This is a genomic window from Streptomyces xantholiticus, assembly GCF_014651015.1.
Lineage (GTDB): Bacteria > Actinomycetota > Actinomycetes > Streptomycetales > Streptomycetaceae > Streptomyces > Streptomyces xantholiticus.
Window position 1 is genome coordinate 46756 of sequence record NZ_BMWB01000004.1, and the last position, 23007, is coordinate 69762.

Here is a 23007-nt window from a genome sequence, read left to right on the forward strand (position 1 = left end):
ACCTTACGGTTACCTGCCCCGCGCGGTGGGCATTGCTTGCTGTGGTCGAGGCCGCGAGTGCCTGATCGACCCATCCGAGGGGGAGATTCTCCATGCAGAGCATCAAGACTGTGGCGTCCAGGAGCGGCGGACGTACCGAACCGGAGCCTGTTGATCCGGCCGAGCCGGCGGACACGGACGTCCTGGACGAGTACGACACCTTCGAGATGTACCGGGTGATCTGCCCGGACTGCGCGCAGCCCATCGCGCTACTGGCGGACGAGGACGTCCTGCCCGAGCACGCACTGTGCCCCACCCCGTGGAACCCGTTCGGGCTGACGGTGTGCTCCGGGACCGGCCGGGACGCCTCCTCGTCCCGTCCCGCGGACGAGTCGCTGGAGCTCCAGGAGCAGGACACCGCGCTGCTGCTGACGCTGCCACAGGGACTGAACTGGCGTACCCAGCCGTTCTCCCACGTCGGCGGCCCTGGATCGCGGCCGCTGAGGACGACGCCGCTGCGGCGCGCCGCCTGAGGACGGAGCCTGCCGGGCCCGGAAGGCCGAGTGCCACGGGCCCCTGGCAGTGAGCGCCCCGGGCGAGCGCGAGCGCCTGCGGCGGGGGCTGCGGCCGCCGCACGGACCGGCCCGGCAAGACCACGGGTAGTCCCTGCACTGGCGCTCGAATAGCCCCGACGGTAACCGTCCGCGCGCGTGGCGCGTTGGCCCGGTATGAGCCCGCACTCCACGACCGCGCACGGCCGTCGGCGCCTCGTCGTGCCCGTCCGTGCCGCGTATGAAGAATCGGTTCCGCACCCGACCGACCCGCCCATCTACCGTGAGCTCCTCCAACTGTGGGCCAGCCGGGGCAGAACGCTGCCGGGGCGCCGCGACTCCGAATGGATCAGACTCGCGGCGCCTCTGTGCCGAACGCGCGGGTCAGCGCGTCTCAGGCCCGGCGAGGTGGCGGGCGATGACCATCCGCTGGATCTGGTTGGTGCCCTCGACGATCTGCAGCACCTTGGCCTCACGCATGAAGCGCTCGACCGGGAAGTCCTGTGTGTAGCCGTAGCCGCCGAGGACCTGGACCGCGTCGGTGGTCACGCTCATCGCCGCGTCGGTGCAGAACAGTTTGGCCATGGCGGCCTGCTGGGAGAACGGCCGGCCCGCGTCCCGCAGCCGGGCCGCGGAGAGGTACAGCGCCCGCCCCGCCTCGATTCGGGTGGCCATGTCCGCGAGCATGAAGCGCAGACCCTGGAAGTCGGCGATGGGACGGCCGAACTGCTTGCGTCCGGTGGCGTATTCGACCGCCTCGTCCAAGGCGGCCTGGGCGACGCCGACCGCGCAGGCGGCGATGCCGAGACGCCCGGAGTCGAGGGCGGACAGCGCGATGGCGAATCCCTGGCCCTCCTCACCGAGACGGCGGGAGTCCGGGATGCGGACGCCGTCCAAGTGGAGCTGGGCGGTGGGTGAGCCCTTCATGCCCATCTTCTTCTCGGGCACGGCGGCGTTCAGCCCGTGGGCGTCGCCCGGGACCAGGAACGCGGTGATGCCGCGCGGCCCCTCGAGACCCGTACGGGCCAGGACCGTGTAGAAGTCGGCCACACCGCCGTGGGTGATCCACGCCTTCGTCCCGGTGATCACCCAGTCGTCGCCGTCCCGCACCGCCTTGGTGCGCAGCGAGGCGGCATCGGAGCCGGAAGCGGGCTCCGAGAGACAGTAGGCGCCGAGCAGCCCGCCGCCGAGCATCGCGGGCAGGTGCTCGCCCTGCTGCTCCTTGGTGCCGTAACCGGCGAGCGCATGGCAGGCGAGGGAGTGGACGCTCACACCGAGGCCGACGGTGAGGCGGGCCGCCGCGAGCTCTTCGAGGACCTGGAGGTAGACCTCGTAGGGCTGGTCACCGCCGCCGAATTCGGAGTCGTACGGGAGGCCGAGCAGTCCTGAGTCGGACAGGAGCGAGAAGACCTCACGCGGGAAGTGCCCGGCCTCCTCCTCCTCGGCCGCGCGGGGGGCGATCTCCCGCTGGACGATGTCGCGGACCAGGGTGATCAGATCCCTGGCCTCCTCGGTGGGCAGCTGACGGTCCACCGGCTGCGGGGCGCGGTCGGGCATTGCGGCGCTCTCCTCCCTGTCGGGCGCTGCGGCGGTCGCACGCGATGGGTGTGGGTGCGCCGCCGGTTGTACTGCCAGGCCGATGTTGCCCTTCCGGATCACGAAAGCGGCAGGACAGCGGCTTGTGGCGCGTTGAGTATGCCCGATTCGGCTCCGCCCGTCACGGGCACGCCGGAGGCCTGGTACCTGATCGTCATACGGGGGCGGTGACAGGGACCGGCACGGCAGCCGGGTCGGGGGCCGGCGGCTCGGGACAAGCGGGCTCGAACTCCGCGATGGTACGGAGGGTGGCCTGCAGCAGCCGCACCAGCAGGGCGCACACCGCCTCACGGTCGGGCCGCTGCCCGGCCAGCCAGTCGAGGATGATCTGCTCGGCGCTGCTCAGCCAGCCCAGCAGGGCCAGCCTGGCCAGCAGCGGGATCTCACGCCGTCCGTAGGCGCCTTCCGCGATCGTCGCGATCAGTTCTTCGCGCACGGCGTCCCTGATCGACTGCACCTGGGTGTCGAAGCCGACGCCGCCCGTCACGATCGTGCGGAAGGCCGCCTGGTGGTGCTGTGCGTAGCACAGACAGCCGTCGATGGTGCGGTGCACACGCTCCGCGCGCGGCAGTTCCCGCTCACCGGCAGCCCGGTCGAAGAGCTCGGCCACCGAGTCCTCGATGACTGCCAGGTAGTAGCCGCGTTTGCTCTTGAAGTAGTAGTAGATCAGCCCTTTGGCGATGCCGGCCTGGTGGGCGATGTCGTCGACGGACAGGGCGTCGTACGAGGTGTCGGCGAACAACTCGCGGCCGAGAGCGATGAGTTCGGACCGCCGCGTCCGGGCGCGATCGGTCGCGCCGCGCTGGTGGCTGCTGCTCAAGATGATCCTTGGTCTCGAAGTGCCGGAGGATCGTGTCGGAGCTTCGCAGTATGTCAGAGCTGGATCATGCCGAAGGTGCCGTGGCCGACGGGCGGTCCTGGCTGTCGGGGGACGGGCCGGCCTGCCGCGCGCAGGCCTAGAGCAGGCCGACCTGGGTGATGAGCATGGCGAGGACGACGACGAGGGTCCAGCCGAGGATGTGCTCGAGGGGGTTGGACTCGTCGTCCGGACCGCCGGTGCGGGTCGTCGGCAGGGTGCGGTCGGCGGTGGCTGCGGTCGAAGTCATGTGCGTCTCGCTCGGTCGTCCGGCAGGTGGCTCCCCCATTGCCCCACCACAGTGCCAGCGATACCGGCTCCCGGGGTAGAGACATTGGTCACTGCCCCGGGAGCCGTGGCGTGCGTCAGTGGACGCCGACGGCCGCCAGCGCCCGGCTCTGGTCCGGCGTGGGGTGGGTCGGCCAGTACAGGTAGCAGACGCCTCCTGTGCCGGACACCACTTTGCCGGTCGCGTTGTAGCGCTTGGTGCGGAGCCAGATCTTCTCCCACTCCGCCCGGCGGTAGACGCGGCGGACGGCCTCGTTGCTCGTCGAGGCCGGGTCGTTCGCGATCACGTCGCCGTCGGCGGTGAAGCCGATCACCGTCATCAGATGGCCCGCGGTGCCGTAGCCGGCTCCTGTCAGCTCCTCCTTGAGGAACGACTGGGACGTGATGGCCGGGATGCCCGCGGCGATCAGCGTCTCCAGGTCGGTCAGCGAGGAGAGCCGGGTGACGACCGCGTTCATGTCGCGGTAGGTGGCGGCGTAGGCCGCGTTGAAGGGCCAGTTGCCGCAGCCCTCGTACTGGTGGTCGTAGGTGTGGCGGGCGGCATGACAGACCTGCGGGTCGTCGAAGTCGGGATTCACCCAGGCCAGATCGTCGGCGGAGGGCTTGCGCCCCCAGTATTCGATGATCATCTGCGAGGACGTGGGGCTGCACCACGCCTCGCCGCCGTTGTCGTACTCCGGATACCGGCCCACGTGCGTGTTCTGGGAGTAGCGCGGCACGATCAGCTCGCGGGCGAGACCCGGCTCCGACGCGGGGACCCCGAAGCGGTCCGGGACGTCGGAGGCCATGGCACCCAGTCGCCATACGGTGGGCGTGAGACCGCTGCCGGGCCGCCGGTAGAGGGTGAGCCGCAGCCGGTACGCGTCGAGACGCAGTCCGCTCGCGGCGTCGTCGACGGAGAAGGTGTCGGTCCAGATGCTCGCCCTGCCGTCACCCTGGCCGTCGACCGACGTACGCCGGATGTCCATGTCACCGGCGGCCCAGCGCCCCATCACGAACCACGGGGTCGCGCTGCCGTCCGAGTAGCGGCCGCCCAGCTCCACCTGCAGCCAGGTACCGGCAGGGGTGTCGGCGTTCCATGACGCGATGACCTCGGTGGCGGGAACGCTCGAGCGGTGCTCGGGCGAGGTCCAGGTGGCGTATTCCCAGCGCGCGGTCGTGCCGGTGTGCGGGTCGGTGTGGTCGGTGGTGCCGGCGGGCTCGGCGATCACCACGCCGGGGCGGTGGCCGGCGACGGCCTTCGTGCCGGCGCGGCCGCCGCACCGCCAGTCCGTGTAGGTGGACCAGAAACGGTTGTCCACGAGCGTCCTCGGTTGCCGGAGAGGCGCTCGGGGGACGGCGGTCGTGGCGGCGGCAGCCGCCGGTCCGGTGGAGGCGGACAGTGTTCCCGCGGTGGCGGCTGCCGCGATCGCGGCGCCCAGAACGTTTCTGCGCGAAGTCGGTCTGGCCATGGGACCCCCAAGTCAGGTGCGCGGCAGTGGGGCCACTATCGCGGGTCCCGCCGCGGTTCTGCCAGAGATTCGCCGCGTGCCGCGGCGCCAATATTGGTCTGGTCCACTGGCGTGACCTGCGGCGTCGTGTCCCTGCCCTGCCCCAGGGCCCCTGCGGCGCCGTCCGGTCGCCTCTTAGGGTGGCCTCATGGACGACCTCGACCGGCGGGCAGCCCGGCTGCGCGCGCTGCCCCCCTCCTGTGGCCCGGCGCGCCTGGTGGCCGTGGACGGTCACGCGGGCTCGGGCAAGAGCACCTTCGCCGGCCGGCTCGCCCTCGCGCTCGGCGAGGACGTGCCCGTGTTGCACCTCGACGACCTCGCCAGCCATGCGGAGTCGTTCGACTGGACCGGGCGGATGCTGCGCCAGGTGATCGAGCCGCTGACGCAGGGGCGGGACGCGGCGTACACCCCGTACGACTGGAATCTGCGGCGTTTCCTCGCTCCTCGTCCGCTGCCCGCGGCGGCCGTCGTCGTGGTCGAGGGTGTCGGGGCGGGACGGCGTGCGCTGCGGCCGTATCTGGCTGCGCTGCTGTGGATGGACAGGGGCGCCGAGGAGTCCTGGGCGCGGGGCCGGGCTCGGGACGGCGCAGCGCTCTCCGGGTTCTGGGACGGCTGGACGGCGGCGGAGACTCGCCATTTTTCGTCCGATCCTTCGCGGCCGTTCGCCGACGCGCTGATACGGGAGTGTTCCGAGGGATACGAGTGGCTCCCGGCGCCTGGCGAGACTGCGTGCGCACACCGATCATTCACGCACAGTGATGGCTTTCCCCCGGCATACTGAGCAGCCGGAATTCGGGCTGAAGAGTGGCTCAAGACTGGCTCAACACTGCTTGACCGACGGGGCGGACAGGTCTTACGTTCTCAATGTGCGGCTTTTCGAAGCCGCCGCAGACGCGAAGCCCCCGGTTGTTCCCCCGTGATCGGGGGCTTCGTTCTGCCCTTCCCCGCTTCCGCCGCCGCCCCCGAAGCCCCCGCCGCTCACCCTGGGTCACCCTTTCCGGCCCTTCCGAGGGCCGCCACGGCGCTCTTAATCGCCACCCCGTGCGCGGGTACGATGCACCCGGTGGTCGTCAATTCCCGCCCGTGGCCCGGCCGTTCCTGGCTACGACCCGCGGGTGTCCACCCGGCGCGACAACACTGGTGCACGGTTTGTGGGGGGAGTGGGGGGACCCTATGGACATCGGCACGCAGGGCGCCCGGACGCCGGCGGACGTCGCCTGGGTGCGTGGTGTGGACGCCTGCACCATGGGCGCGTACCCGCAGGCGGAGGAGGAGTTCCGCACGGCCGTCCGGCTCGACCCGGGCATGGCTGACGCCTGGCTGGGCCTGCACGCCCTGCGCGTCGACACCGCGACCGCCCTGCTGCACATGTACCGCAGCCGCGACCGCTTCGGAGAGCAGCGGACCCGGCACCGCCGCACGCTCAACTCCTGGTACTGGCTGGGCTGGTGGGTGCAGCCGGTACTGGAGAGCCCACGCGACCTGCTGCTCGCGCACGCCTCCCACTGGCTCGACGGCCGTCATGTGCCCGAACTGGACCGGGCGCTCGCCGCGCTGCCGCCGGTCGACACCGACCCCCAGGTCCGCTTCCTGCACGCCTGCCGTGCCTATCTGGTCAAGGACTGGGAACAGCTGGTGCGCCATACGGAGCCGCTGGTCGACGATCCGCTGCTGGGCATCGAGGCCGGGCTCTTCGGCGGCATGGCCCGGGTGCGCCTGGAGATGTACGGGCAGGCGGAGCCGCTGCTGTCCGCCGCCCTGATGCGCTGCCGCAGCGAGCAGCCGCAGCGCAAGGAGCTGCGGTACTGGCTGGCCCGGGCGCACGAGGGCACCGGCCGCAGCGCGGCGGCGCTGCCCCTGTACCGCGCGGTGCACCGCATCGATCCGGCGTTCATGGACACCTCCGCGCGTCTGGCGGCCATCGCGGAGTACGACGGGATCGACGTCTACGACGACTCGGTCGGCCTGGCCGCCGTGTCCCTCGCCGGGTACGGCGGTGACGTGGCGGACGGTCAGGCGGAGGGTGAGGAGCCACAGGGCCCGGAGCCCCGTTTCGGTACGGACCCCGGCGGGCAGCTGCCGGGGTCCGTACCTGTGGTGCCGGAGGAGATGCCGCGCCGCAAGGCAACCGTCTCGGCGAAGTCCGCTCCCCCGCAGTTCCCCGCAGGACCCACCGATCCTGTGCTGCTCGCCCAGGCGCTGGCCGAGCTGGAGCGGATGGTGGGGCTCGAGCCGGTGAAACGGCAGGTGAAGGCCTTGTCGGCACAGCTGGAGATGGCGCGGCTGCGTGCCGGGCAGGGGCTGCCCGTACAGCCGCCGAAGCGCCATTTGGTCTTCTCCGGTCCGTCGGGCACGGGCAAGACGACCGTCGCCCGCATTCTCGGGCGGGTGTTCTACGCCCTCGGGCTGCTCGGCGGTGATCATCTGGTGGAGGCCCAACGGGCCGATTTAGTCGGCGAGTTCCTCGGCCAGACGGCGGTGAAGGCCAATGAACTGATCGACTCGGCGCTCGGCGGTGTGCTTTTCGTGGACGAGGCGTACAGCCTGTCCAACTCGGGCTACACCAAGGGGGACGCGTACGGCGACGAGGCCCTGCAGGTGCTGCTCAAGCGTGCCGAGGACAACCGCGACCATCTGGTGGTCATCCTGGCCGGCTATCCGGAGGGCATGGACCGGCTGCTCGCGGCGAACCCGGGCCTGTCGTCCCGTTTCACCACCCGCGTCGACTTCCCCTCCTACCGGCCCCTGGAGCTCACCGCGATCGGTGGTGTGCTGGCCGCCGACAACGGCGACGTGTGGGACGAGGAGGCGCTCGACGAGCTGCGCTCGATCAGCGGCCATGTCGTCGACCAGGGCTGGATCGACGAGCTGGGCAACGGCCGCTTCCTGCGCACCCTGTACGAGAAGAGCTGCGCCTATCGCGATCTGCGGCTGTCGAGCTGTCCGGGCCCGCCGACCCGCGAGGATCTGTCGACGCTGCGGCTGCCGGACCTGATGCAGGCCTACGGAGAGGTCCTGTCGGGCCGCGGTCCGGCGGGCCGGCAGGACCCTCCCCTGGTCTGATTCCTACGGCACCCTCAGCCGCTCACGAGCTCCCCGGCGCTGTCCTGCGCACCGTCACCCTCGGGTCCCGAGGGGGCCGACGGAGCGGGGGCGGTACGCGCCGCCACACGGTGGGCCGGGTCGCGCACCTCACCGACGAGCATCTCGAGGACATCCTCCAGCGCGACCAGTCCCAGCACCCGGCCGGACGCGTCCGCGACCTGCGCAAGGTGGGTGGCCGCACGGCGCATCACGGTGAGCGCGTCGTCCAGCGGCAGCTCCGCGCGCAGCGTTGCCATCGGCCGCCAGACGTGCTGGGGCACGGCCCGCTCCCCGTCCTCCAGGTCGAGCACGTCCTTGACATGCAGGTATCCCATGAACGGGCCCTCGCCTTCCGCGCAGACGGGGAAGCGTGAGAAACCGGTACGGACGGTCAGCTCCTCCAGCTGCCGCGGTGTGACCGACGGCGCGACGGTGACCAGGTCGAAGCGGCGGATCAGGACGTCGGTGACCGGACGGCTGCCGAGTTCGAGAGCGTCCTCGAGCCGCTCCTGCTCTTCCGGCTCCAGCAGCCCCGCGTGGCCCGCGTCCTCGACCAGCCGGCCCAGCTGCACGCTGGTGAAAACGGCCTCGACCTCGTCCTTCGGCTCGACCCGGAAGGCCCGCAGCACCAGTCGTGAGCAGGCGCCGAGCCCGGTGGTGACGGGGCGGCAGAGCCGGGCGAAGCCGACCAGCCCCGGGCTGAGCCACAGCGCCGTCCGCTCGGGCGCCGCCATGGCCAGGTTCTTCGGCAGCATCTCGCCGACGACGAGGTGCAGGAAGACCACGACCGCCAGGGCGATCACATAGCCGAGGGGGTGGACGAGCCCTTCGGGCACATGGGCCGCGTGGAAGACCGGCTCCAGCAGATGGGCGACGGTCGGCTCCGCGACCGCGCCGAGGGTGAGTGAGCAGACCGTGATGCCGAACTGGGCGGCGGCCATCATCTGCGGCAGGTTCTCCAGACCGTGCAGCACCTGACGGGCCCGCGCGGAACCCGCCGCGGCGAGCGGCTCGATCTGGCTGCGGCGTACGGAGACGAGGGCGAACTCGGCGCCGACGAAGAAGCCGTTCGCGACCACCAGCAGCAGGGCGAACAGCAGTTGGAGGGCGCTCATCGGGCGGCCCCCGTCATCGCGCCGTCCGGCACGGCCGCCCCGGCGGTGCGCACCAGGCGGACCCGTTCGGCGCGGTAGCGGTCGACCTGGCGCACGGACAGTCGCCAGCCGGGCAGTTCCGCACGGTCACCGGGGGCGGGAATGCGTCCGAGCAGGTCCGCGACGAGGCCGGCGACGGTCTCGTAGGGGCCGTCCGGCACGTCGATGCCTATCCGGCGCAGCGTCAGAACACGGCAGCTGCCGTCGGCCTCCCACGCAGGCCGTCCGTCCTCAGCGGCGACCGGGGCCAGTTCGGGGCGGGCCTCGGTCTCGGCGTCGTGCTCGTCGCGGACCTCGCCGACGAGTTCTTCGACGATGTCCTCGAGCGTGACGACGCCGGCCGTGCCGCCGTACTCGTCGACGACGACGGCCATGGGCTGCTCGCTGCGCAGCTGTTCCAGCAACTGCCGGACCGGGAGAGTTTCGGGCACCAGCAGCGGGGCGACCGCGATCCGTTCCACGCCGACCCGCCTGCGTTCCTCCGCACGCACCGCGAGGGCGTCCTTGAGGTGCACCACGCCGACGATCTCGTCGATGCGCTCCCGGTAGACGGGGAAGCGGGAAAGTCCCGTGGCGCGGGTCAGGTTGAGGACGTCCGCAGCGGTGGCGTCCGACTGGAGGGTGCTCACCCTCACCCGTGGGGTCATCACGTGCTGGGCCGTGAGGTGGCCGAGGGACAGGGTGCGTACGAACAGGTCGGCGGTGTCCTGTTCCAGCGTGCCGGCCCGGGCCGAGTGGCGGGCCAGCGACATCAGTTCGCCGGGGGTACGGGCGGAGGCCAGTTCCTCGGCGGGCTCCACGCCCGCCAGCCGTACGAGCCGGTTGGCGGCGGCGTTGAGCAGGGTGATGACCGGGCGGAGGACGGCCGAGAAGGCGGTCTGCGGGCCGGCCACGAACCTGGCCACCTGCAGGGGCCTGGACACCGCCCAGTTCTTGGGGACCAGTTCGCCGATCACCATCTGGACGGCGGAGGCCAGCAGCATGCCGACGACCACCGCCAGGCCCGGCACGGCGCCCTGCGGCAGTCCGGTCGCTCTCAGCGGTCCGCCGAGCAGTTCGGCGAGCGCCGGTTGCGCGAGCATGCCGACGACCAGTGAGGTGATGGTGATGCCGAGCTGGGTGCCGGAGAGCTGGAAGGACAGCTCACGCAGCGCGGTGACGACGCGGCGGGCGCGGCGGTCGCCCTCGGCCGCGGCGCGCTCGGCGTCGGGGCGTTCCACCGTGACGAGCCCGAACTCGGCGGCCACGAAGAAGCCGTTGGCGAGGATGAGAAGGAACGCTGCGGCGAGCAGCAGAAGGGGGATGATCATGCCGCCGCCTCCTGGGAGGGGGCGGCGCAGGTACTACCGGACGATCCGTCCATTGCCGGAGGGAGTCACTCCTCGGGTCGCAGGGGCCCCACCGGCCGACGGCCGTTGCGATCGCGGGGCGGGGCGCCCTCGGCGCCGCCGCCCACCAGAGTAATCAAGCCGGCCCGGTGCGGGCAGGGGCGCTGCCGCTCAGTGTTCGGCCGGGCGGGTGCCGCCGGGTTCCTCCGGCCGGGTGCCGAGTGTCTCGACGAGAACCCGCAGGGCGCGGGCGTCCTCGATGGCCCTGGCTTTGGCGATGCCCGGCTGGATGCCGAGTACCGGCAGGCTGGTGCCGTCGCTGAGGTCGAGGAAGACCCAGGGGTCGCCGGCACGCAGATTCACCCGCAGGATCTCCGCCCACGCAAGTCGGCGCGTCCGGGTGAGGTTGACGACGGTGACACCGTCGTCGTCGGCGACCACCTTGGGCCGGCTCAGCAGAGCCGGCACGCCGAAGAAGAGCAGCGCCGTGAAGACGAAGCTGATCTTCTCGGGCGGGCTGAGCCGGTCCAGCAGCAGGGCGATGACGGTGACGACCGTGAACATGGCCACCCCCACGGTCAGCAGGACCAACCGGGTACGGGTCGGCCTGAACGTGACGGGGAGCGCGGGCGGCCGGTCCGCCGGAGCAGATGCGGGCATGGTGTGGCTTCGGGCCTTTCGTTCGATCAGGCCGGTTGCGGGAGCGGGGTCGTGCCGTGCACCCGGCATGATCCGAACGACGGCCCCACCCGGGTCCCTCAGAGGCGGCAGGCGTGGATGGCCGTGGTGAGGATGGCCCGCGCGCCGAGGGCGTACAGGTCGTCCATGATCCGCTGGGCCTCCTTGGCGGCGACCATGGAGCGGACGGCGACCCACCCCTCGTGGTGCAGCGGGGAGATCGTCGGGGACTCCAGGCCGGGGGTGAGGGCGACGGCCTGCTCCAGGTTCTCCACCCGGCAGTCGTAGTCCATCATCACGTAGCTGCGGGCGACGAGGACGCCCTGGAGGCGGCGCAGGAACTGCTGCACCTGGGCGTGCTCCGGATCGGCGCCGGTGCGCCGGATGACGACGGCCTCCGAGGTCATGATCGGCTCGCCGATGACCTCCAGGCCCGCGTTGCGCAGGCTGGTGCCGGTCTCGACGACGTCGGCGATGACCTGGGCGACACCCAGCTCGATCGCGGTCTCGACGGCGCCGTCGAGGTGGACCACGGAGGCGTCGATGCCGCTGTCGGCGAGGTGCTTGGCAACGATGCCCTCGTAGGAGGTCGCGACCGTCATGCCTCCGAAGTCCGCCACGCCGGTGGCGGTGCCGGGCTTGGTGGCGTAGCGGAAGGTGGAACGGGCGAAGCCGAGCTTGAGGATCTCCTCGGCGTTCGCCCCGGAGTCCAGCAGCAGGTCGCGGCCCGTGATGCCGATGTCGAGCTTGCCGGAGCTGACGTAGATCGCGATGTCGCGCGGACGCAGGTAGAAGAACTCGACCTCGTTCTCGGGGTCGACGAGGACGAGCTCCTTGGACTCCTTGCGCTGCTGGTACCCCGCCTCATGGAGCATCGCCGACGCAGGTCCGGACAGTGAACCCTTGTTGGGGACGGCGATGCGCAGCATGAGACGGGCTTCCTTTGTTCGTATGGCTGTTTGTGTGCAGAAACGGGATGGGCTCAGAGGTGGGCGTAGACGTCGTCGAGTGAGATCCCGCGGGCGACCATCATCACCTGGACGTGGTAAAGCAGCTGCGAGATCTCCTCGGCGGCGGCTTCCTTGCCCTCGTACTCGGCGGCCATCCACACCTCGGCGGCCTCCTCGACGACCTTCTTGCCGATGGCATGGACGCCCTTGCCGACCAGCTCGGCGGTGCGGGAGGTGGCGGGGTCGCCCTCGGCGGCCTTCTGCTGGAGCTCGGCGAAGAGCTCCTCGAACGTCTTATTCGGCATGGTGGTCCCAGACTACGCGGAAGCGGCCGCTGCTCAGCGCCAGGGTTCGGATACTGAACGCAGGATGGTCGCCGTGGCGACGGCGGCCGTGACCGCCTCATGGCCCTTGTCCTCGTTCGACCCCTCGAGCCCTGCCCGGTCGAGTGCCTGCTCCTCGGTGTCACAGGTCAGGACGCCGAAGCCGATGGGGACGCCGGTGTCGATGGACACCTGGGTGAGCCCCTGGGTGACGCCCTGGCACACGTACTCGAAGTGCGGAGTGCCGCCGCGGATGACGACGCCGAGGGCGACGATCGCGTCATAGCCGCGACCGGCGAGCACCTTGGCGACGACGGGCAGCTCGAAGCTGCCGGGGACGCGCAGCAGCGTCGGCTCGTCGATGCCGAGCTCGTGCAGTGCGCGCAGGGCGCCGTCGACGAGGCCGTCCATCACCTTCTCGTGCCACTGGGCCGCGATCACCGCCACCCGCAGGTCGCCGCAGTTGCGGACGGACAGTTCGGGCGCACCCTTGCCGCTCATGTTTCTCCCTAGCCGTTCTTCAGTGCTCTTTGCGCAGTACTACTGGTTGCCGCAGGTCGATGCGGGGACCGCGTCGAGCCAGGGCAGGTCGTGGCCCATCCGGTCGCGCTTGGTGCGCAGATAGGTCAGATTGTGCTCGCCGGCCTGGACGGCCATCGGTTCGCGTCCGAGGACGGAGATGCCGTACCTGACGAGGGCGGTGGACTTTTCCGGGTTGTTGGTCATCAGACGCACGCTGTGCACGCCGAGGTCGTCGAGGATCTGCGCGCCGGCGGCGTAGTCCCGCGCGTCGGCGGGCAGTCCGAGTTCGAGGTTGGCGTCGAGGGTGTCCCGGCCGCGTTCCTGCAGTTCGTACGCGCGCAGCTTGGACAGCAGTCCGATGCCGCGGCCCTCGTGCCCGCGCAGATAGACGACGACTCCCCGGCCGGCCTCGGTGATGCGCTCCATGGACGCCTGGAGCTGGGGGCCGCAGTCGCAGCGCAGCGAGTGGAAGATGTCGCCGGTGAGGCATTCGGAGTGGACACGCACCAGGACGTCCTCGCCGTCGCCGATGTCGCCGTGGACGAGGGCGACGTGCTCGACGCCGTCGACGGTCGAGCGGTAGCCGTACGCGGTGAACTCACCGGCGGCCGTGGGCAGATGGACCTCCGCCTCGCGCCTGACGGTCGGTTCCGCACTGCGGCGGTACGCGATCAGATCCTCGATGGAGATGATCGTCAGGCCGTGCTTGCGGGCGAACGGGATCAGCTCGGGCAGCCGCAGCATCACGCCGTCCTCGCCGGCGATCTCGACGATCGCGCCGGCGGGGCGCAGGCCCGCGAGGCGGGCGAGGTCGACGGCCGCCTCGGTGTGGCCGGGCCTCGTGAGGACACCGCCGGGCTTGGCGCGCAACGGGAAGATATGGCCGGGGCGCACGAAGTCGGCGGGGCCGGTCTTGCCCCCGGCCAGCAGCCGCAGGGTGGTGGCCCGGTCGGAAGCGGAGATGCCGGTGGTCACCCCGTAGGCGGGGCCGGCGTCCACGGAGACGGTGAAGGCGGTCTGCATCGACTCGGTGTTGCGCTGGACCATCTGGGGCAGTTCAAGCCGCTCCAGCTCGTCGCTCTCCATGGGGGCGCAGATCAGGCCGCGGCATTCGCTCATCATGAAGGCGACCACCTCCGGGGTGGCCTTCTCCGCGGCGATGACGAGGTCACCCTCGTTCTCGCGGTCCTCGTCGTCGACGACGACGACGGGGCGGCCGGCCGCGATGTCACGGATGGCCTGCTCGACGGGGTCGAGGGCGATGTTCTCGTCGTCCGGGTACCAGGCGGGCTGCGCGGTCATGCCGGAGCTCCTTCCAGAGAGGGCCGGCCGCTCCGGCGGGAGCGCAGCCACCAGTCGCGCATGCCCCACAGGACGAGCGCGCCGTAGATGACGTAGACGAAGCCGGAGAAGGCGAAGCCGTTGGCGAAGTTGAGCGGCACGCCGACGAGGTCGACGAGCAGCCAGGCGAACCAGAACTCGACCAAGCCGCGGGCCTGGGCGACCATCGCGACGAGGGTTCCGACGAAGATGTAGGCGTCGGGCCACGGGTCCCACGACAGCGACGGGTAGAGGGTGAAGAGCCCGCCGACGGCGAGGGTGCCGGCGACGGCGCCGCCGGCCAGGTAGCCGCGCTCGCGCCAGGTCGCGAACCTGACCGCGACGGAGCCGTCCTGCGCCTGCTGCCGGCCGCGGGTCCACTGCCAGTAGCCCCAGGCCGCCACGGCCATCACCACGACCTGCTTGCCGGCACTGCCGGTCAGATGGGACGTGGCGAAGGCGGCGAACAGGATGACGCCGGAGAGGAACTGGGCGGGCCACGTCCATATCGAGCGCCGCCAGCCGAAGGCGAGGGCGAGCAGACCGATGACGTTGCCGATCATGTCGGACCACTTGATGTGCTGCCCGAAGGCCGTGAAGGCCTCGCCGTTCAGCCAATCCAGGGCGCTCACTTGGCGCTCTCCTCTGCCTGCGCGCCGAGCAGCCGCTCGACGTACTTGGCGATGACGTCCACTTCGAGGTTGACCGGGTCGCCGGGCTGCTTGATGCCGAGCGTGGTCAGGGCCAGCGTGGTGGGGATGAGGCTGATCGTGAAGTGGTCCTTGCCCGCGTCGACCACCGTGAGGCTGACGCCGTCGACCGTGATCGAGCCCTTCTCGACGACGTAGCGGGCGAGATGGGCGGGCAGCGAGATCTTCACGATCTCCCAGTTCTCCGAGGGCGTGCGCTCGACGACGGTGCCCGTGCCGTCGACATGGCCCTGGACGATGTGGCCGCCGAGGCGTGCGCCGACCGCGGTGGGCCGCTCAAGGTTGACGCGGGAGCCCTTTTCGAGGGCGCCGAGGCCGGAGCGCTTCAGTGTCTCCGCCATGACGTCGGCGGTGAACTCGCCGTCACCGGTCTCGACGACGGTCAGGCAGACGCCGTTGACGGCGATGGAGTCGCCGTGCTTCGCGTCCTCGGTGACGATCGGGCCGCGCAGGCGGAAGCGGGACGCGTCGCCGAGGTTCTCGACGGCGGTGACCTCGCCCAGTTCTTCGACGATTCCGGTGAACACTTCAGGCTCCCTTGGGGACGGTCGCGGTGATGCGCAGGTCGGTGCCGATGCGCTCGGTCTCTGTGACGTCGAGCCGCAACGCTTCGGTGATGGTGGTGATTCCGGCGTCGGCGAGGGCGGCGGGGCCGGCGCCGAGGAGTACGGGGGCGAGGTAGCCGATGACGCGGTCGACGGCTTGGGCGGCGACGAAGGAGCCGGCGAGGGTCGGGCCGCCTTCGAGGAGTACGGAGCGGATGCCGGCCTGGTGGAGGGTGCTCAGCAGGTGTGGGATGTCGATGCCGCCGCCGGTCGCGCGCCGCAGGGTCCAGGTCTCCCCCGGCAGGAACTCCTCGACCGGGACGTCGTCGGCGACGACGACCACGGTGGGCGCCGCGTCGTCCAGGACCCTCGCGCCCGGGCGCACCGCGGCGGCGTTCGTGTCGATCACGACCCGCAGTGGCTGGGTCGCGCCCTCGAGGCCGCGTACGGCCAGGTGCGGGTCGTCGGCGCGCATGGTGCCGGAGCCGACCACGACCGCGTCGGACTCCGCGCGCAGCCGGTGGACGTCGGCGCGGGACTCCGGCGAGCTGATCCAGCGGCTGGTGCCGTCGGCTGCGGCGATGCGGCCGTCGAGGGTGGCGGCGTACTTCCAGGTCACGTACGGGCGCCCGAGGCGTACGGAGGTGAGCCAGGCGATGTTGCCCGCCTCGGCCTCCTCCTCCAGCAGTCCGTGCGCGACTTCGACGCCGGCGGCACGCAAGGTGTCGGCGCCTCCGGTGGCCTGCGGGTTCGGGTCGGCGACCGCATACACGACGCGGGCGATCCCGGCCTCGCTCAGGGCCTGGGCACAGGGGCCGGTTCGGCCGGTGTGGTTGCAGGGCTCGAGGGTGACGTACGCGGTGCCGCCGCGGGCGAGGACTCCGGCCGCGCGCAGGGCGTGGATCTCGGCGTGCGGTCCGCCGGCCCGCTGGTGGAAGCCCTCGCCGACCACGTGTCCCGAGGCGTCGGTGATGACGCACCCGACGACCGGGTTGGGGCTGGTGGAGCCGAGTCCGCGGGCGGCGAGCACGACGGCTCGGCGCATGGCGTCCATGTCGGCTGCGGTGGCCACCGGGTCCTCCTGCCTCTTCGGGCACGGACTCCGGGGCCTGTCGATGCGACAGAGAGCGGGAACGACACCAGGAGAACGCCGAGGCCGAGTCGCCGGTCGCCGGATCGTGAACGGCGATCGACAGACGGCCGACGCACCTGACGGTGACACCCGCCGCGCACTGCCTCCCATCCGGACTTTAACCGTCGGTCCAGGAATTTCACCTGGTCAACCGGCCGCTGGCTGCGGACGGGTCGCGGACTGTAACCGCCGGTTCGGAATTGCACCGACCCCGGAGTGCGCTGCTGCTGATACAGGGACAGTCTGCCACGCGCTGTACTGCGCCATGCGGGTGACGGCTGTGGACTGGCTCACACGCGCGCCCGTGAGGCGGTCGGCGCCATGCTCGATCAGCGTGGTCCAGACCTATTGACGCACTGGTCCGGTCCTCCTAGTGTCTGCGACACGTGCGCGGACCAGGCCCGCCGGTGCGCGCAGACCGGGCCGACCTCCTTTTTCCATCAGCCAGTTGCGCGCCGGCGAACACCCCTTTTCACGTCTGGCCGGTGAAACCGTGTGCCACAAATCGCGCCAATGGAAGTCCAAGTGGTGGACGAAGGGCGAGGGCCCGGGTACGACCGGTGAGTGGGGTGTCCGGCAGGGCCTCGGCGCCTGCTGACCCCCCGTCCCGTGACAGCCCGGCGGCGGTTCAACGGCCCTTGCCGTCGCCGGGCCCGGTCCTCCCGTCGCCCCTGCCCCCGTCCTCCCGGCGGACCGCCACTCCGGCAGGGTCGCCCGCCCCCTGTCCTGCGCCGTCATCCGCGGGTGGCACGGCTTTGCAGAAGGAGAAGGGCGATGTCGTCGGTGCGCGGTCGGCCGGTGGGCGCGTGGCGCACCAGGGAGTCGGCGAGCAGGTCGAGATCCTCGTCGTCGGACTGCTCGAGGTGCCGTGCGAGACGGTCGATGGACACGTCCAGGTCGACTCCGGGCTCCTCGACGAGGCCGTCGGTGTAGAACGCGAGCGTCAGGCCGTCCCTGAGAGGGATGTCGGTGACGGGATAGGTCGCGCCCGGCACGATGCCCAGCAGCGGCCCGGCAGGAACCGGAAGCGGCCGCGTGCGGCGACCCGGGTGGCGCAGCAGCGGCGGCGGGTGGCCGGCGTTGGCCAGTCGTACGCGAGCACGCCCCAGGTCGATGTGGGCGTAGAGGCAGCTGGTGAACAGCCCGGGGTCGAGGTCGGTGAGGAGCCGGTTGGTCCGGGACAGCACCTGGTCCGGGTGCGGACCGAGGCTGGCGTGTGCGTGGACGGCTGTACGGACCTGGCCCATGAGGGCGGCGGCCTCCACATTGTGGCCCTGGACGTCGCCGATGACGGCCGCGGCGGCCGTGTCACCGAGCGGGATCAGGTCGTAGAAGTCCCCGCCGATGTCCATGCCATGCGTGGCGGGCACATAGCGTGCTGCGACGTCCAGCCCGTCGATTCGGGGCATGCTGTGCGGCAGCAGGGCCTGTTGCAGACCGTGGGCGAGCTGTTGTTTGGCGTCGTACAGGCGGGCCCGGTCCAGAGCCTGCGCGATGAGCCCCGCGAGTGAGGTCATGACGGCGCGTTCCTCCGCGGAGAACGCATGGGGGCGGCCGTAGGTCAGCACACAGCAGCCGACGGGGCGGCCGGAAATGATCAACGGCAGGAAGGCCCAGGCCTGCTTTCCGCTGACGGGCGGGGCCTCGGGGTAGATCCGTGACATCTCGCTCGGCTCGGCGAAGAACGAGGGGATGCCGGTGGCGAGGGCCTGTCCGGCCGGGGTGAACGTGGTGTCGAGCGGCAGGCCGTCGAGCTGCTCGATGACCACGGCGGGGTAACCACGGTGGCCCATGATCTTCAGCCGGCCGGCCTCGGCGACGGACAGGACCAGGCTCTGGGCACCGAAGGCGGGCATGATCTGGTCGGCTATCAGGTCGACGACGTCCTGCACACCGACCGCTTCGGTCAGCGCGGCGGCGAGGTGCATCAGCTGATGGAGCTGCCCGGCCCGGGCCGGGGCGGCCGGTGCCGTCGGCCTACGGGGTGCCGGCGCGGGCGGCGGCTGCACCCCGGCGGGCACGATGCGCACACTGATGCCGCTCGCGTCCGGGTAGAGGTGGAACTCCATCCACCGGTTTGGCGGCCTGCAGGCCGTGAAGGAGACGGGCCGGCGGCTGATCACAGCGGCGCGGTAGCGGTCCTCGTACACAGGATCGTCGAGCCAGGGCAGCGACTGCCAGGGAAACGTGCCCAGCAGCCGGCCGGGGCTGCGGCCCAGCAGCTCGGCGCCGCCGGACGTGAGGAAGCTGAAGCGTCCCTCCAGGTCGAGGGCGCAGGAGCCGCCGGGCAGGCGCTCCGCGAAGTCCGCTGCGGCCAACGGCGGCCGGGTGTCCCGCTGCGCCGTCTCCAGCGCAAGCACGCGCGGCCGGTCCGCACACGCGCGTGGCGGGCCGGACTCCGCGGCGGCCAGGTCCAGCAGCCGGGCCAGGCGGCGGCAACTCATGGCGACATGGCCCTGCTCCCGCCGCGTCATGTGGGCCGGGTGGGTGGCCGGCCACATCAGCAGCAGCGCTCCCCAGCGCCGGTCACCGGTGACGGGGGCGGCGGCGAGCGCGAGCGGGTAGGGCAGTGCCATCGCGGTGCGCGGGTAGGCACGGGCCAGTTCCTCGTGGCTGGCCACCCACACCAGTCGCTCCTGGCGGACCGATTCGGCAATCGGGGCCGGGGCGGTGAGCGGGACCCTGCTCCACGGGGCGGCGATCCCGGCCGGAACACCGCACAGCACGTCCAGGCACAGCACCTGCTCGTCGGGCGCCAGCAGGTACAGGGCGCCGACTGCCGCGCCGGTCCGGCGCACCGTCTCCACCACCGCGGTGCCCACGGCGTCCGTGTCGGCGGGGTCACCCGGCCTCGTCACGCAACACCTCCGGCGTCAGAGGTTCTGGAAACCCTTCCGGGGCCGCTCTGCCGGGGCGATCGGAATCGCCCCGGGCCCGCTCCCCCGGGCCGCCCCTACAGGGACGTTACGCCCACCGGACGGCACCCGCCCGGCGCAGGCGGCGCCGGCCCGTGACCCTGAGTCCTGTGGCCGCCCGCGCCGGACGCCGCGGCCGCACCCGCCGGGCGGACGAAGCGGCCGGCGCGACACGCCCTCACGGGAAGATCTCCCGCTGGGCCCACTCGCGCGCCGTCAGCAGCGCCCCGCTCAGGACCGCAGCACCTCCCAGCTCCCCGGCCCTCACCTCCGTCCGCAGCGGGGAGAGTTCGGCGAGTCTCGCCTCCACCCGCGACGCCGGCGCGTCGCCGCCGGCATGCCCGACTTCGCCGCCGAGCACGACGCACCCGGGGTCCAGGACGGAGGCGACCGCCGCCGCGCCGAGGGCGAGGCGGCCGGCGAGGTCGTCCAGGAAGGCGCGTTCGTCCGCGGCCAGCGCGGCCGCGACGACCGCCGCGGCGGGCGGCGCGTGGCCCCCGGCCGCCGGGCCCCGCAGTCCGTACCGTTCGCCGAGCGCGCAGATCGCCGCGGACCCCGCGAGCGAGTGGAAGCCGCCCTCGCAGTCGACGGCGGAGGGCACTGCGGCCGTGCCCGGTACGGGCAGGAAGCCGATCTCGCCGGCGCCACCGGAGGCGCCGCGCCGCAGCCGGCCGTCGAGGACGATGCCGGCGCCGACACAGCGCGGCGACCAGCCTGCGGTGCCAGGCGGGCAGCCCAGTGGTCGCGCGCAGTTCGCCGCCGGCCGGATCGATGAGGCGGGCGCGCCGATGCAGACGCTGTGCAGGCGGGCGGCTCCGGCGTCTCGGGCCGTGCGCTCCACGAGGTTCGCGGCCCGCTCGACGGCGGGCCCAGTGCCTCCTTCACCGCCGGAGCGGATGAAGGAGGAGGAGCCGCTGCTGGACTCCGGCACCTCCTCGTACGACGTGGACGCGGACGCCGAGGCCCCGGGGACCGGCCGGAAACGCGCTGCGGAAACGTCCCTCTTTTCGGGGAAGCCGCGGCCCGTCACCGCGTCGGCGGCCCAGGGGCTGGGACCCTGCCCCCATGGCGCAGACGGAACACTTCGCGGTACGTGCGGTGCCCGGCCCGTACACGGTCGGCCCGTCCATGGACAAGCCGACCGCAGTCGGCGCGTCGACCCTCGGCTCGTCCACCGTCGGCTCTCCGGTCGACTCCGTGGTGGGGCGGATGCACGCCCTGCGCCATGCGCTGCCGGAGGCGGACGGGCTCGCGGTGTTCAACCGGATCTACCTCGCGGTCACGGAGGAGTTCGCCCGGCACCTCGACGGCGGTCACTTCCCCGACCGGCCGGCCGCCACGACGCTCGGCGTGCTCTTCGCCGACCGCTATCTGACGGCCGTGGACACCGCGGCAGCAGGCGGACGCCCACCCGCCTGCTGGCGTCCGCTGTTCCAGCACCGCCGCCATCCCGGCGTACGGCCCCTGCAATTCGCGCTCGCCGGGATCAACGCCCACATCGGGCACGACCTCGCGCTCGCGCTCGTGGACACCTGCCGTGCGCTCGGCTGCGAACCGGCCGACCTGGAGGGCGGGTTCGAACGCGTCGGCGACATCCTGGTGCTGCTGGAGGAACGCATCCGCGAGGATCTGATGCCCGGCCCCGACCTGCTCGAGATCGCCGACCCGCTGACCCATCTGGTGGGCTCCTGGAGCCTCGAGCGAGCCCGCGAAGGTGCCTGGTCGGCGGCGCGGCTGCTGTGGGGCCTGCGGGATCTGCCCGGCTTGGCACAGGAGTTCACCGAGCGTCTCGACGCGGGCGTCGGCCTGGTCGGGCGCTGTCTGCTCACGCCCTGCCGGTAAACCCCGGGCCCCGATCAGTCCTCGGGCAGCTCGACCGGCGCGATCTCGTCGTAGCGGTCGCCCGGCCCCGGGTTCGACGGGTCGGTCGCACCGCCGAAGTGGGTCATCACCCCCCACACGGCGTTGAGTGCGGTCTGCACCGCGCCCTCCGCCCAGCCGGCCGTCCAGGAGATGTCGTCGCCGGCGAGGAAGATGCCGCGCTTGTCCTCGGGCAGCCGGTCCTGCATGAAGTGGGTGAACAGCCGACGCTGGTAGCGGTAGTGGCCCGGCAGGTTGGCCTTGAACGCGCCCATGAAGTACGGCTCGTTCTCCCACGACACGGTGACCGGGTTGCCGATGATGTGGCTGCGGATGTCGACGTTCGGGTAGATCTCGCCGAGCGACTTCAGCATGACCTCCATCCGCTCGTTGGCGGACAGCGGCAGCCACTTCAGGCTGTCGTCGCACCAGGTGTACGACAGGCAGATCACGGCGGGCTTGTCCGGGCCGTTGTCCAGCAGATACGTGCCACGGGTCATCCGGTCGGTCAGCGTCATCGACATGACGTCCCGCCCGGTCGTCTCGTCCTTGTCCAGCCAGAAGGGCCGGTCCACCGGCACGAACAGCTTGGACGACTCCATGTAGTGGGTACGCTCCATCGCCGTCCAGTGGTCGATGGGGAACAGCGCGTCGTCGCAGGCGATCTTGGAGAGCAGCATCCACGACTGGGCCGTGAAGATCGCCGCCCGGTAGGTGCGGATGTCGCCGGACGCGTCGGTGACCGTGATCCGGTTGCCGGCCGTGCGGTCCAGGCGGGTCACCGCAGGGCGGGGGGTGCCGTCGTGCAGCGAGGACAGCGAGGTGCCGAGCGGCCAGTGGACGATCTTCTGCGGCTCCCGCTCCCACAGGCGCAGCGGCAGCTGCTGGCTGCCCTCGACGATGCCGCGGTGGTGGTCGTCGGCCTCCGAGTAGACGACCCGCAGGATCTCCAGGATGGAGTTGGGGAAGTCGGTGTCCCAGCCGCCGGTGCCGAAGCCGACCTGGCCGAAGATCTCCCGGTGCCGGAAGGACTTGAAGGCCTCGGAGTCGCAGAGGAAGCCGTAGAAGGTCTGATTGTCGAGCTTCTCCACCAGCCTGGCCCAGATCTCGCGGATACGGGGCACGTCCCGCTCGCGCATGGCCTGGTTCATGTCGGAGAAGTCGGCACCCTCCTCCAGGCAGGCGTTCCACGCGTCCATCACGTCGCGGTAGACCTGCGGCAGGTCGTCGATGGTCTCCGCGTAGTGCGACTCGCCCTTGAGGTCGACGACCGTCGACGGGGTGGAGGGGGCGAGCGGGTTGGGGAACGGCGCGGTGGTCAGGCCCACCAGATCGATGTAGTGCTGCAGCGCGGTCGACGAGGGCGGGAAGCGCATGGCGCCCATTTCCGCCGACAGCTCACCGTCACAGCCCTCGAAGCCGACCGTGCGCAGCCGGCCGCCGATCCGGTCGGCCTCGTAGACGACGGGCTTCAGACCCAGCTTCATCAGCTCGTACGCGGCGACGATGCCGGAGAGACCGCCGCCGATGACGGCGACCTCGGCACCGTGCTCGGTCGCCGGTATCTGGCCGAGGCCCGCAGGGTGGGCCAGGAAGTCGTCGTAGGCGTACGGGAAGTCCGGACCGAACATGGTGATCGGCGGCTGCGCGTCGCTGTGCTGGACGGCTGTGGTGGGCACCGTGGACGTCATGGGGTACGGACTCCTTGCACGGAACTGAGTGAAGC

20 protein-coding genes, 1 pseudogene and 1 riboswitch are annotated in these 23007 nt (G+C 71.5%); of the genes and pseudogenes, 4 read left to right on the forward strand and 17 right to left on the reverse strand.

Translation table 11 applies throughout. The features are described from left to right. The first annotated feature begins 92 nt into the window (after window positions 1-92). Entirely contained in the window at window positions 93-512 is a 420-nt protein-coding gene (locus IE198_RS08755) for a hypothetical protein (protein ID WP_189884486.1), read from the forward strand. 402 nt (window positions 513-914) lie between these two features. Here IE198_RS08755 and IE198_RS08760 read toward each other — a convergent pair whose 3' ends face one another. From IE198_RS08760 to IE198_RS08775, 4 genes are all read right to left on the reverse strand, one after another. Continuing rightward, complete coding sequence (locus IE198_RS08760; RefSeq protein WP_189884488.1) at window positions 915-2087, reverse strand: acyl-CoA dehydrogenase family protein; 1173 nt, start codon at window positions 2085-2087, stop codon at window positions 915-917. A 193-nt stretch (window positions 2088-2280) separates the two neighbouring features. After that, the gene (locus tag IE198_RS08765; RefSeq protein WP_189884490.1) at window positions 2281-2946 is read right to left on the reverse strand and encodes a TetR/AcrR family transcriptional regulator; all 666 of its coding nucleotides are present in this window, start codon (window positions 2944-2946) and stop codon (window positions 2281-2283) included. A gap of 136 nt (window positions 2947-3082) precedes the next feature. Beyond that, a complete protein-coding gene (locus tag IE198_RS08770; protein ID WP_107489991.1) occupies window positions 3083-3232 on the reverse strand; it encodes an SCO1431 family membrane protein in 150 nt (49 codons plus the stop codon). Window positions 3233-3347: 115 nt separating this feature from the next. Beyond that, window positions 3348-4721, reverse strand: coding sequence for a C39 family peptidase (locus tag IE198_RS08775; RefSeq protein WP_189884492.1), 1374 nt, complete (start codon window positions 4719-4721; stop codon window positions 3348-3350). Window positions 4722-4908: 187 nt separating this feature from the next. On the opposite strand from IE198_RS08775, the gene IE198_RS08780 reads away from it, so the two are divergent. Then, complete coding sequence (locus tag IE198_RS08780; protein ID WP_189884494.1) at window positions 4909-5541, forward strand: uridine kinase family protein; 633 nt, start codon at window positions 4909-4911, stop codon at window positions 5539-5541. Window positions 5542-5933: 392 nt separating this feature from the next. Beyond that, window positions 5934-7823, forward strand: a complete 1890-nt coding sequence (locus IE198_RS08785) for an AAA family ATPase (protein ID WP_189884496.1) — start codon at window positions 5934-5936, stop codon at window positions 7821-7823. A 14-nt stretch (window positions 7824-7837) separates the two neighbouring features. Here IE198_RS08785 and IE198_RS08790 read toward each other — a convergent pair whose 3' ends face one another. From IE198_RS08790 to IE198_RS08845, 12 genes and pseudogenes are all read right to left on the reverse strand, one after another. Continuing rightward, complete coding sequence (locus tag IE198_RS08790) at window positions 7838-8959, reverse strand: hemolysin family protein (RefSeq protein WP_189884499.1); 1122 nt, start codon at window positions 8957-8959, stop codon at window positions 7838-7840. Further along, window positions 8956-10308, reverse strand: coding sequence for a hemolysin family protein (locus IE198_RS08795; protein WP_189884500.1), 1353 nt, complete (start codon window positions 10306-10308; stop codon window positions 8956-8958). The genes IE198_RS08790 and IE198_RS08795 overlap by 4 nt, the downstream gene beginning before the upstream one ends. A 189-nt stretch (window positions 10309-10497) precedes the next feature. Continuing rightward, window positions 10498-10986 (reverse strand): PH domain-containing protein, encoded by a 489-nt coding sequence (locus IE198_RS08800; protein WP_189884502.1) that lies wholly within the window; start codon window positions 10984-10986, stop codon window positions 10498-10500. 98 nt (window positions 10987-11084) lie between these two features. Next, entirely contained in the window at window positions 11085-11933 is an 849-nt protein-coding gene (gene hisG / locus IE198_RS08805) for an ATP phosphoribosyltransferase (protein ID WP_100106167.1), read from the reverse strand. A 53-nt stretch (window positions 11934-11986) separates the two neighbouring features. After that, window positions 11987-12259 carry a phosphoribosyl-ATP diphosphatase gene (locus IE198_RS08810; RefSeq protein WP_100106168.1) on the reverse strand — a complete coding sequence of 91 codons (273 nt, stop codon included), beginning with the start codon at window positions 12257-12259 and terminating at the stop codon, window positions 11987-11989. A gap of 33 nt (window positions 12260-12292) precedes the next feature. Then, entirely contained in the window at window positions 12293-12778 is a 486-nt protein-coding gene (gene ribH / locus IE198_RS08815; RefSeq protein ID WP_189884504.1) for a 6,7-dimethyl-8-ribityllumazine synthase, read from the reverse strand. 39 nt (window positions 12779-12817) lie between these two features. Next, window positions 12818-14101, reverse strand: coding sequence for a bifunctional 3,4-dihydroxy-2-butanone-4-phosphate synthase/GTP cyclohydrolase II (locus IE198_RS08820; protein ID WP_189884506.1), 1284 nt, complete (start codon window positions 14099-14101; stop codon window positions 12818-12820). Beyond that, window positions 14098-14742 carry a nicotinamide mononucleotide transporter family protein gene (locus IE198_RS08825; protein ID WP_189885080.1) on the reverse strand — a complete coding sequence of 215 codons (645 nt, stop codon included), beginning with the start codon at window positions 14740-14742 and terminating at the stop codon, window positions 14098-14100. Before IE198_RS08825 ends, IE198_RS08820 begins: the two co-directional genes overlap by 4 nt. Before the next feature lie 5 nt (window positions 14743-14747). Continuing rightward, a complete protein-coding gene (locus tag IE198_RS08830) occupies window positions 14748-15356 on the reverse strand; it encodes a riboflavin synthase (RefSeq protein ID WP_189884508.1) in 609 nt (202 codons plus the stop codon). 1 nt (window position 15357) lies between these two features. After that, window positions 15358-16446: a bifunctional diaminohydroxyphosphoribosylaminopyrimidine deaminase/5-amino-6-(5-phosphoribosylamino)uracil reductase RibD gene (gene ribD, locus IE198_RS08835; protein ID WP_189884510.1), complete on the reverse strand. Its 1089-nt coding sequence runs from the start codon at window positions 16444-16446 to the stop codon at window positions 15358-15360. Window positions 16447-16599: 153 nt separating this feature from the next. Beyond that, window positions 16600-16730: riboswitch (FMN riboswitch) on the reverse strand. A gap of 510 nt (window positions 16731-17240) precedes the next feature. Beyond that, window positions 17241-19364 carry a SpoIIE family protein phosphatase gene (locus IE198_RS08840; RefSeq protein WP_189884512.1) on the reverse strand — a complete coding sequence of 708 codons (2124 nt, stop codon included), beginning with the start codon at window positions 19362-19364 and terminating at the stop codon, window positions 17241-17243. 235 nt (window positions 19365-19599) lie between these two features. Beyond that, a pseudogene (locus tag IE198_RS08845) lies at window positions 19600-20310 on the reverse strand (ROK family protein); the annotation flags it as partial. A 239-nt stretch (window positions 20311-20549) separates the two neighbouring features. Here IE198_RS08845 and IE198_RS08850 point away from each other — a divergent pair. Further along, complete coding sequence (locus IE198_RS08850) at window positions 20550-21263, forward strand: DUF5995 family protein (RefSeq protein WP_189885082.1); 714 nt, start codon at window positions 20550-20552, stop codon at window positions 21261-21263. Window positions 21264-21277: 14 nt separating this feature from the next. Here the strand turns inward: IE198_RS08850 and IE198_RS08855 are convergent, their stop codons facing one another. Beyond that, on the reverse strand, window positions 21278-22972 hold the full coding sequence (locus tag IE198_RS08855; protein ID WP_189884514.1) for a flavin monoamine oxidase family protein: 1695 nt from the start codon (window positions 22970-22972) through the stop codon (window positions 21278-21280). Window positions 22973-23007 lie beyond the last annotated feature (35 nt).

Excerpts from the sequence above, each read along its gene's own strand:
- IE198_RS08755 (WP_189884486.1), top strand. The coding sequence starts at position 93 with ATGCAGAGCATCAAGACTGTGGCGTCCAGGAGCGGCGGACGTACCGAA.
- IE198_RS08760 (WP_189884488.1), bottom strand. The coding sequence starts at position 2,087 with ATGCCCGACCGCGCCCCGCAGCCGGTGGACCGTCAGCTGCCCACCGAG.
- IE198_RS08770 (WP_107489991.1), bottom strand. The coding sequence starts at position 3,232 with ATGACTTCGACCGCAGCCACCGCCGACCGCACCCTGCCGACGACCCGC.
- IE198_RS08775 (WP_189884492.1), bottom strand. The coding sequence starts at position 4,721 with ATGGCCAGACCGACTTCGCGCAGAAACGTTCTGGGCGCCGCGATCGCG.
- IE198_RS08780 (WP_189884494.1), top strand. The coding sequence starts at position 4,909 with ATGGACGACCTCGACCGGCGGGCAGCCCGGCTGCGCGCGCTGCCCCCC.
- IE198_RS08785 (WP_189884496.1), top strand. The coding sequence starts at position 5,934 with ATGGACATCGGCACGCAGGGCGCCCGGACGCCGGCGGACGTCGCCTGG.
- IE198_RS08790 (WP_189884499.1), bottom strand. The coding sequence starts at position 8,959 with ATGAGCGCCCTCCAACTGCTGTTCGCCCTGCTGCTGGTGGTCGCGAAC.
- IE198_RS08795 (WP_189884500.1), bottom strand. The coding sequence starts at position 10,308 with ATGATCATCCCCCTTCTGCTGCTCGCCGCAGCGTTCCTTCTCATCCTC.
- IE198_RS08800 (WP_189884502.1), bottom strand. The coding sequence starts at position 10,986 with ATGCCCGCATCTGCTCCGGCGGACCGGCCGCCCGCGCTCCCCGTCACG.
- hisG (WP_100106167.1), bottom strand. The coding sequence starts at position 11,933 with ATGCTGCGCATCGCCGTCCCCAACAAGGGTTCACTGTCCGGACCTGCG.
- IE198_RS08810 (WP_100106168.1), bottom strand. The coding sequence starts at position 12,259 with ATGCCGAATAAGACGTTCGAGGAGCTCTTCGCCGAGCTCCAGCAGAAG.
- ribH (WP_189884504.1), bottom strand. The coding sequence starts at position 12,778 with ATGAGCGGCAAGGGTGCGCCCGAACTGTCCGTCCGCAACTGCGGCGAC.
- IE198_RS08820 (WP_189884506.1), bottom strand. The coding sequence starts at position 14,101 with ATGACCGCGCAGCCCGCCTGGTACCCGGACGACGAGAACATCGCCCTC.
- IE198_RS08850 (WP_189885082.1), top strand. The coding sequence starts at position 20,550 with ATGGACAAGCCGACCGCAGTCGGCGCGTCGACCCTCGGCTCGTCCACC.
- IE198_RS08855 (WP_189884514.1), bottom strand. The coding sequence starts at position 22,972 with ATGACGTCCACGGTGCCCACCACAGCCGTCCAGCACAGCGACGCGCAG.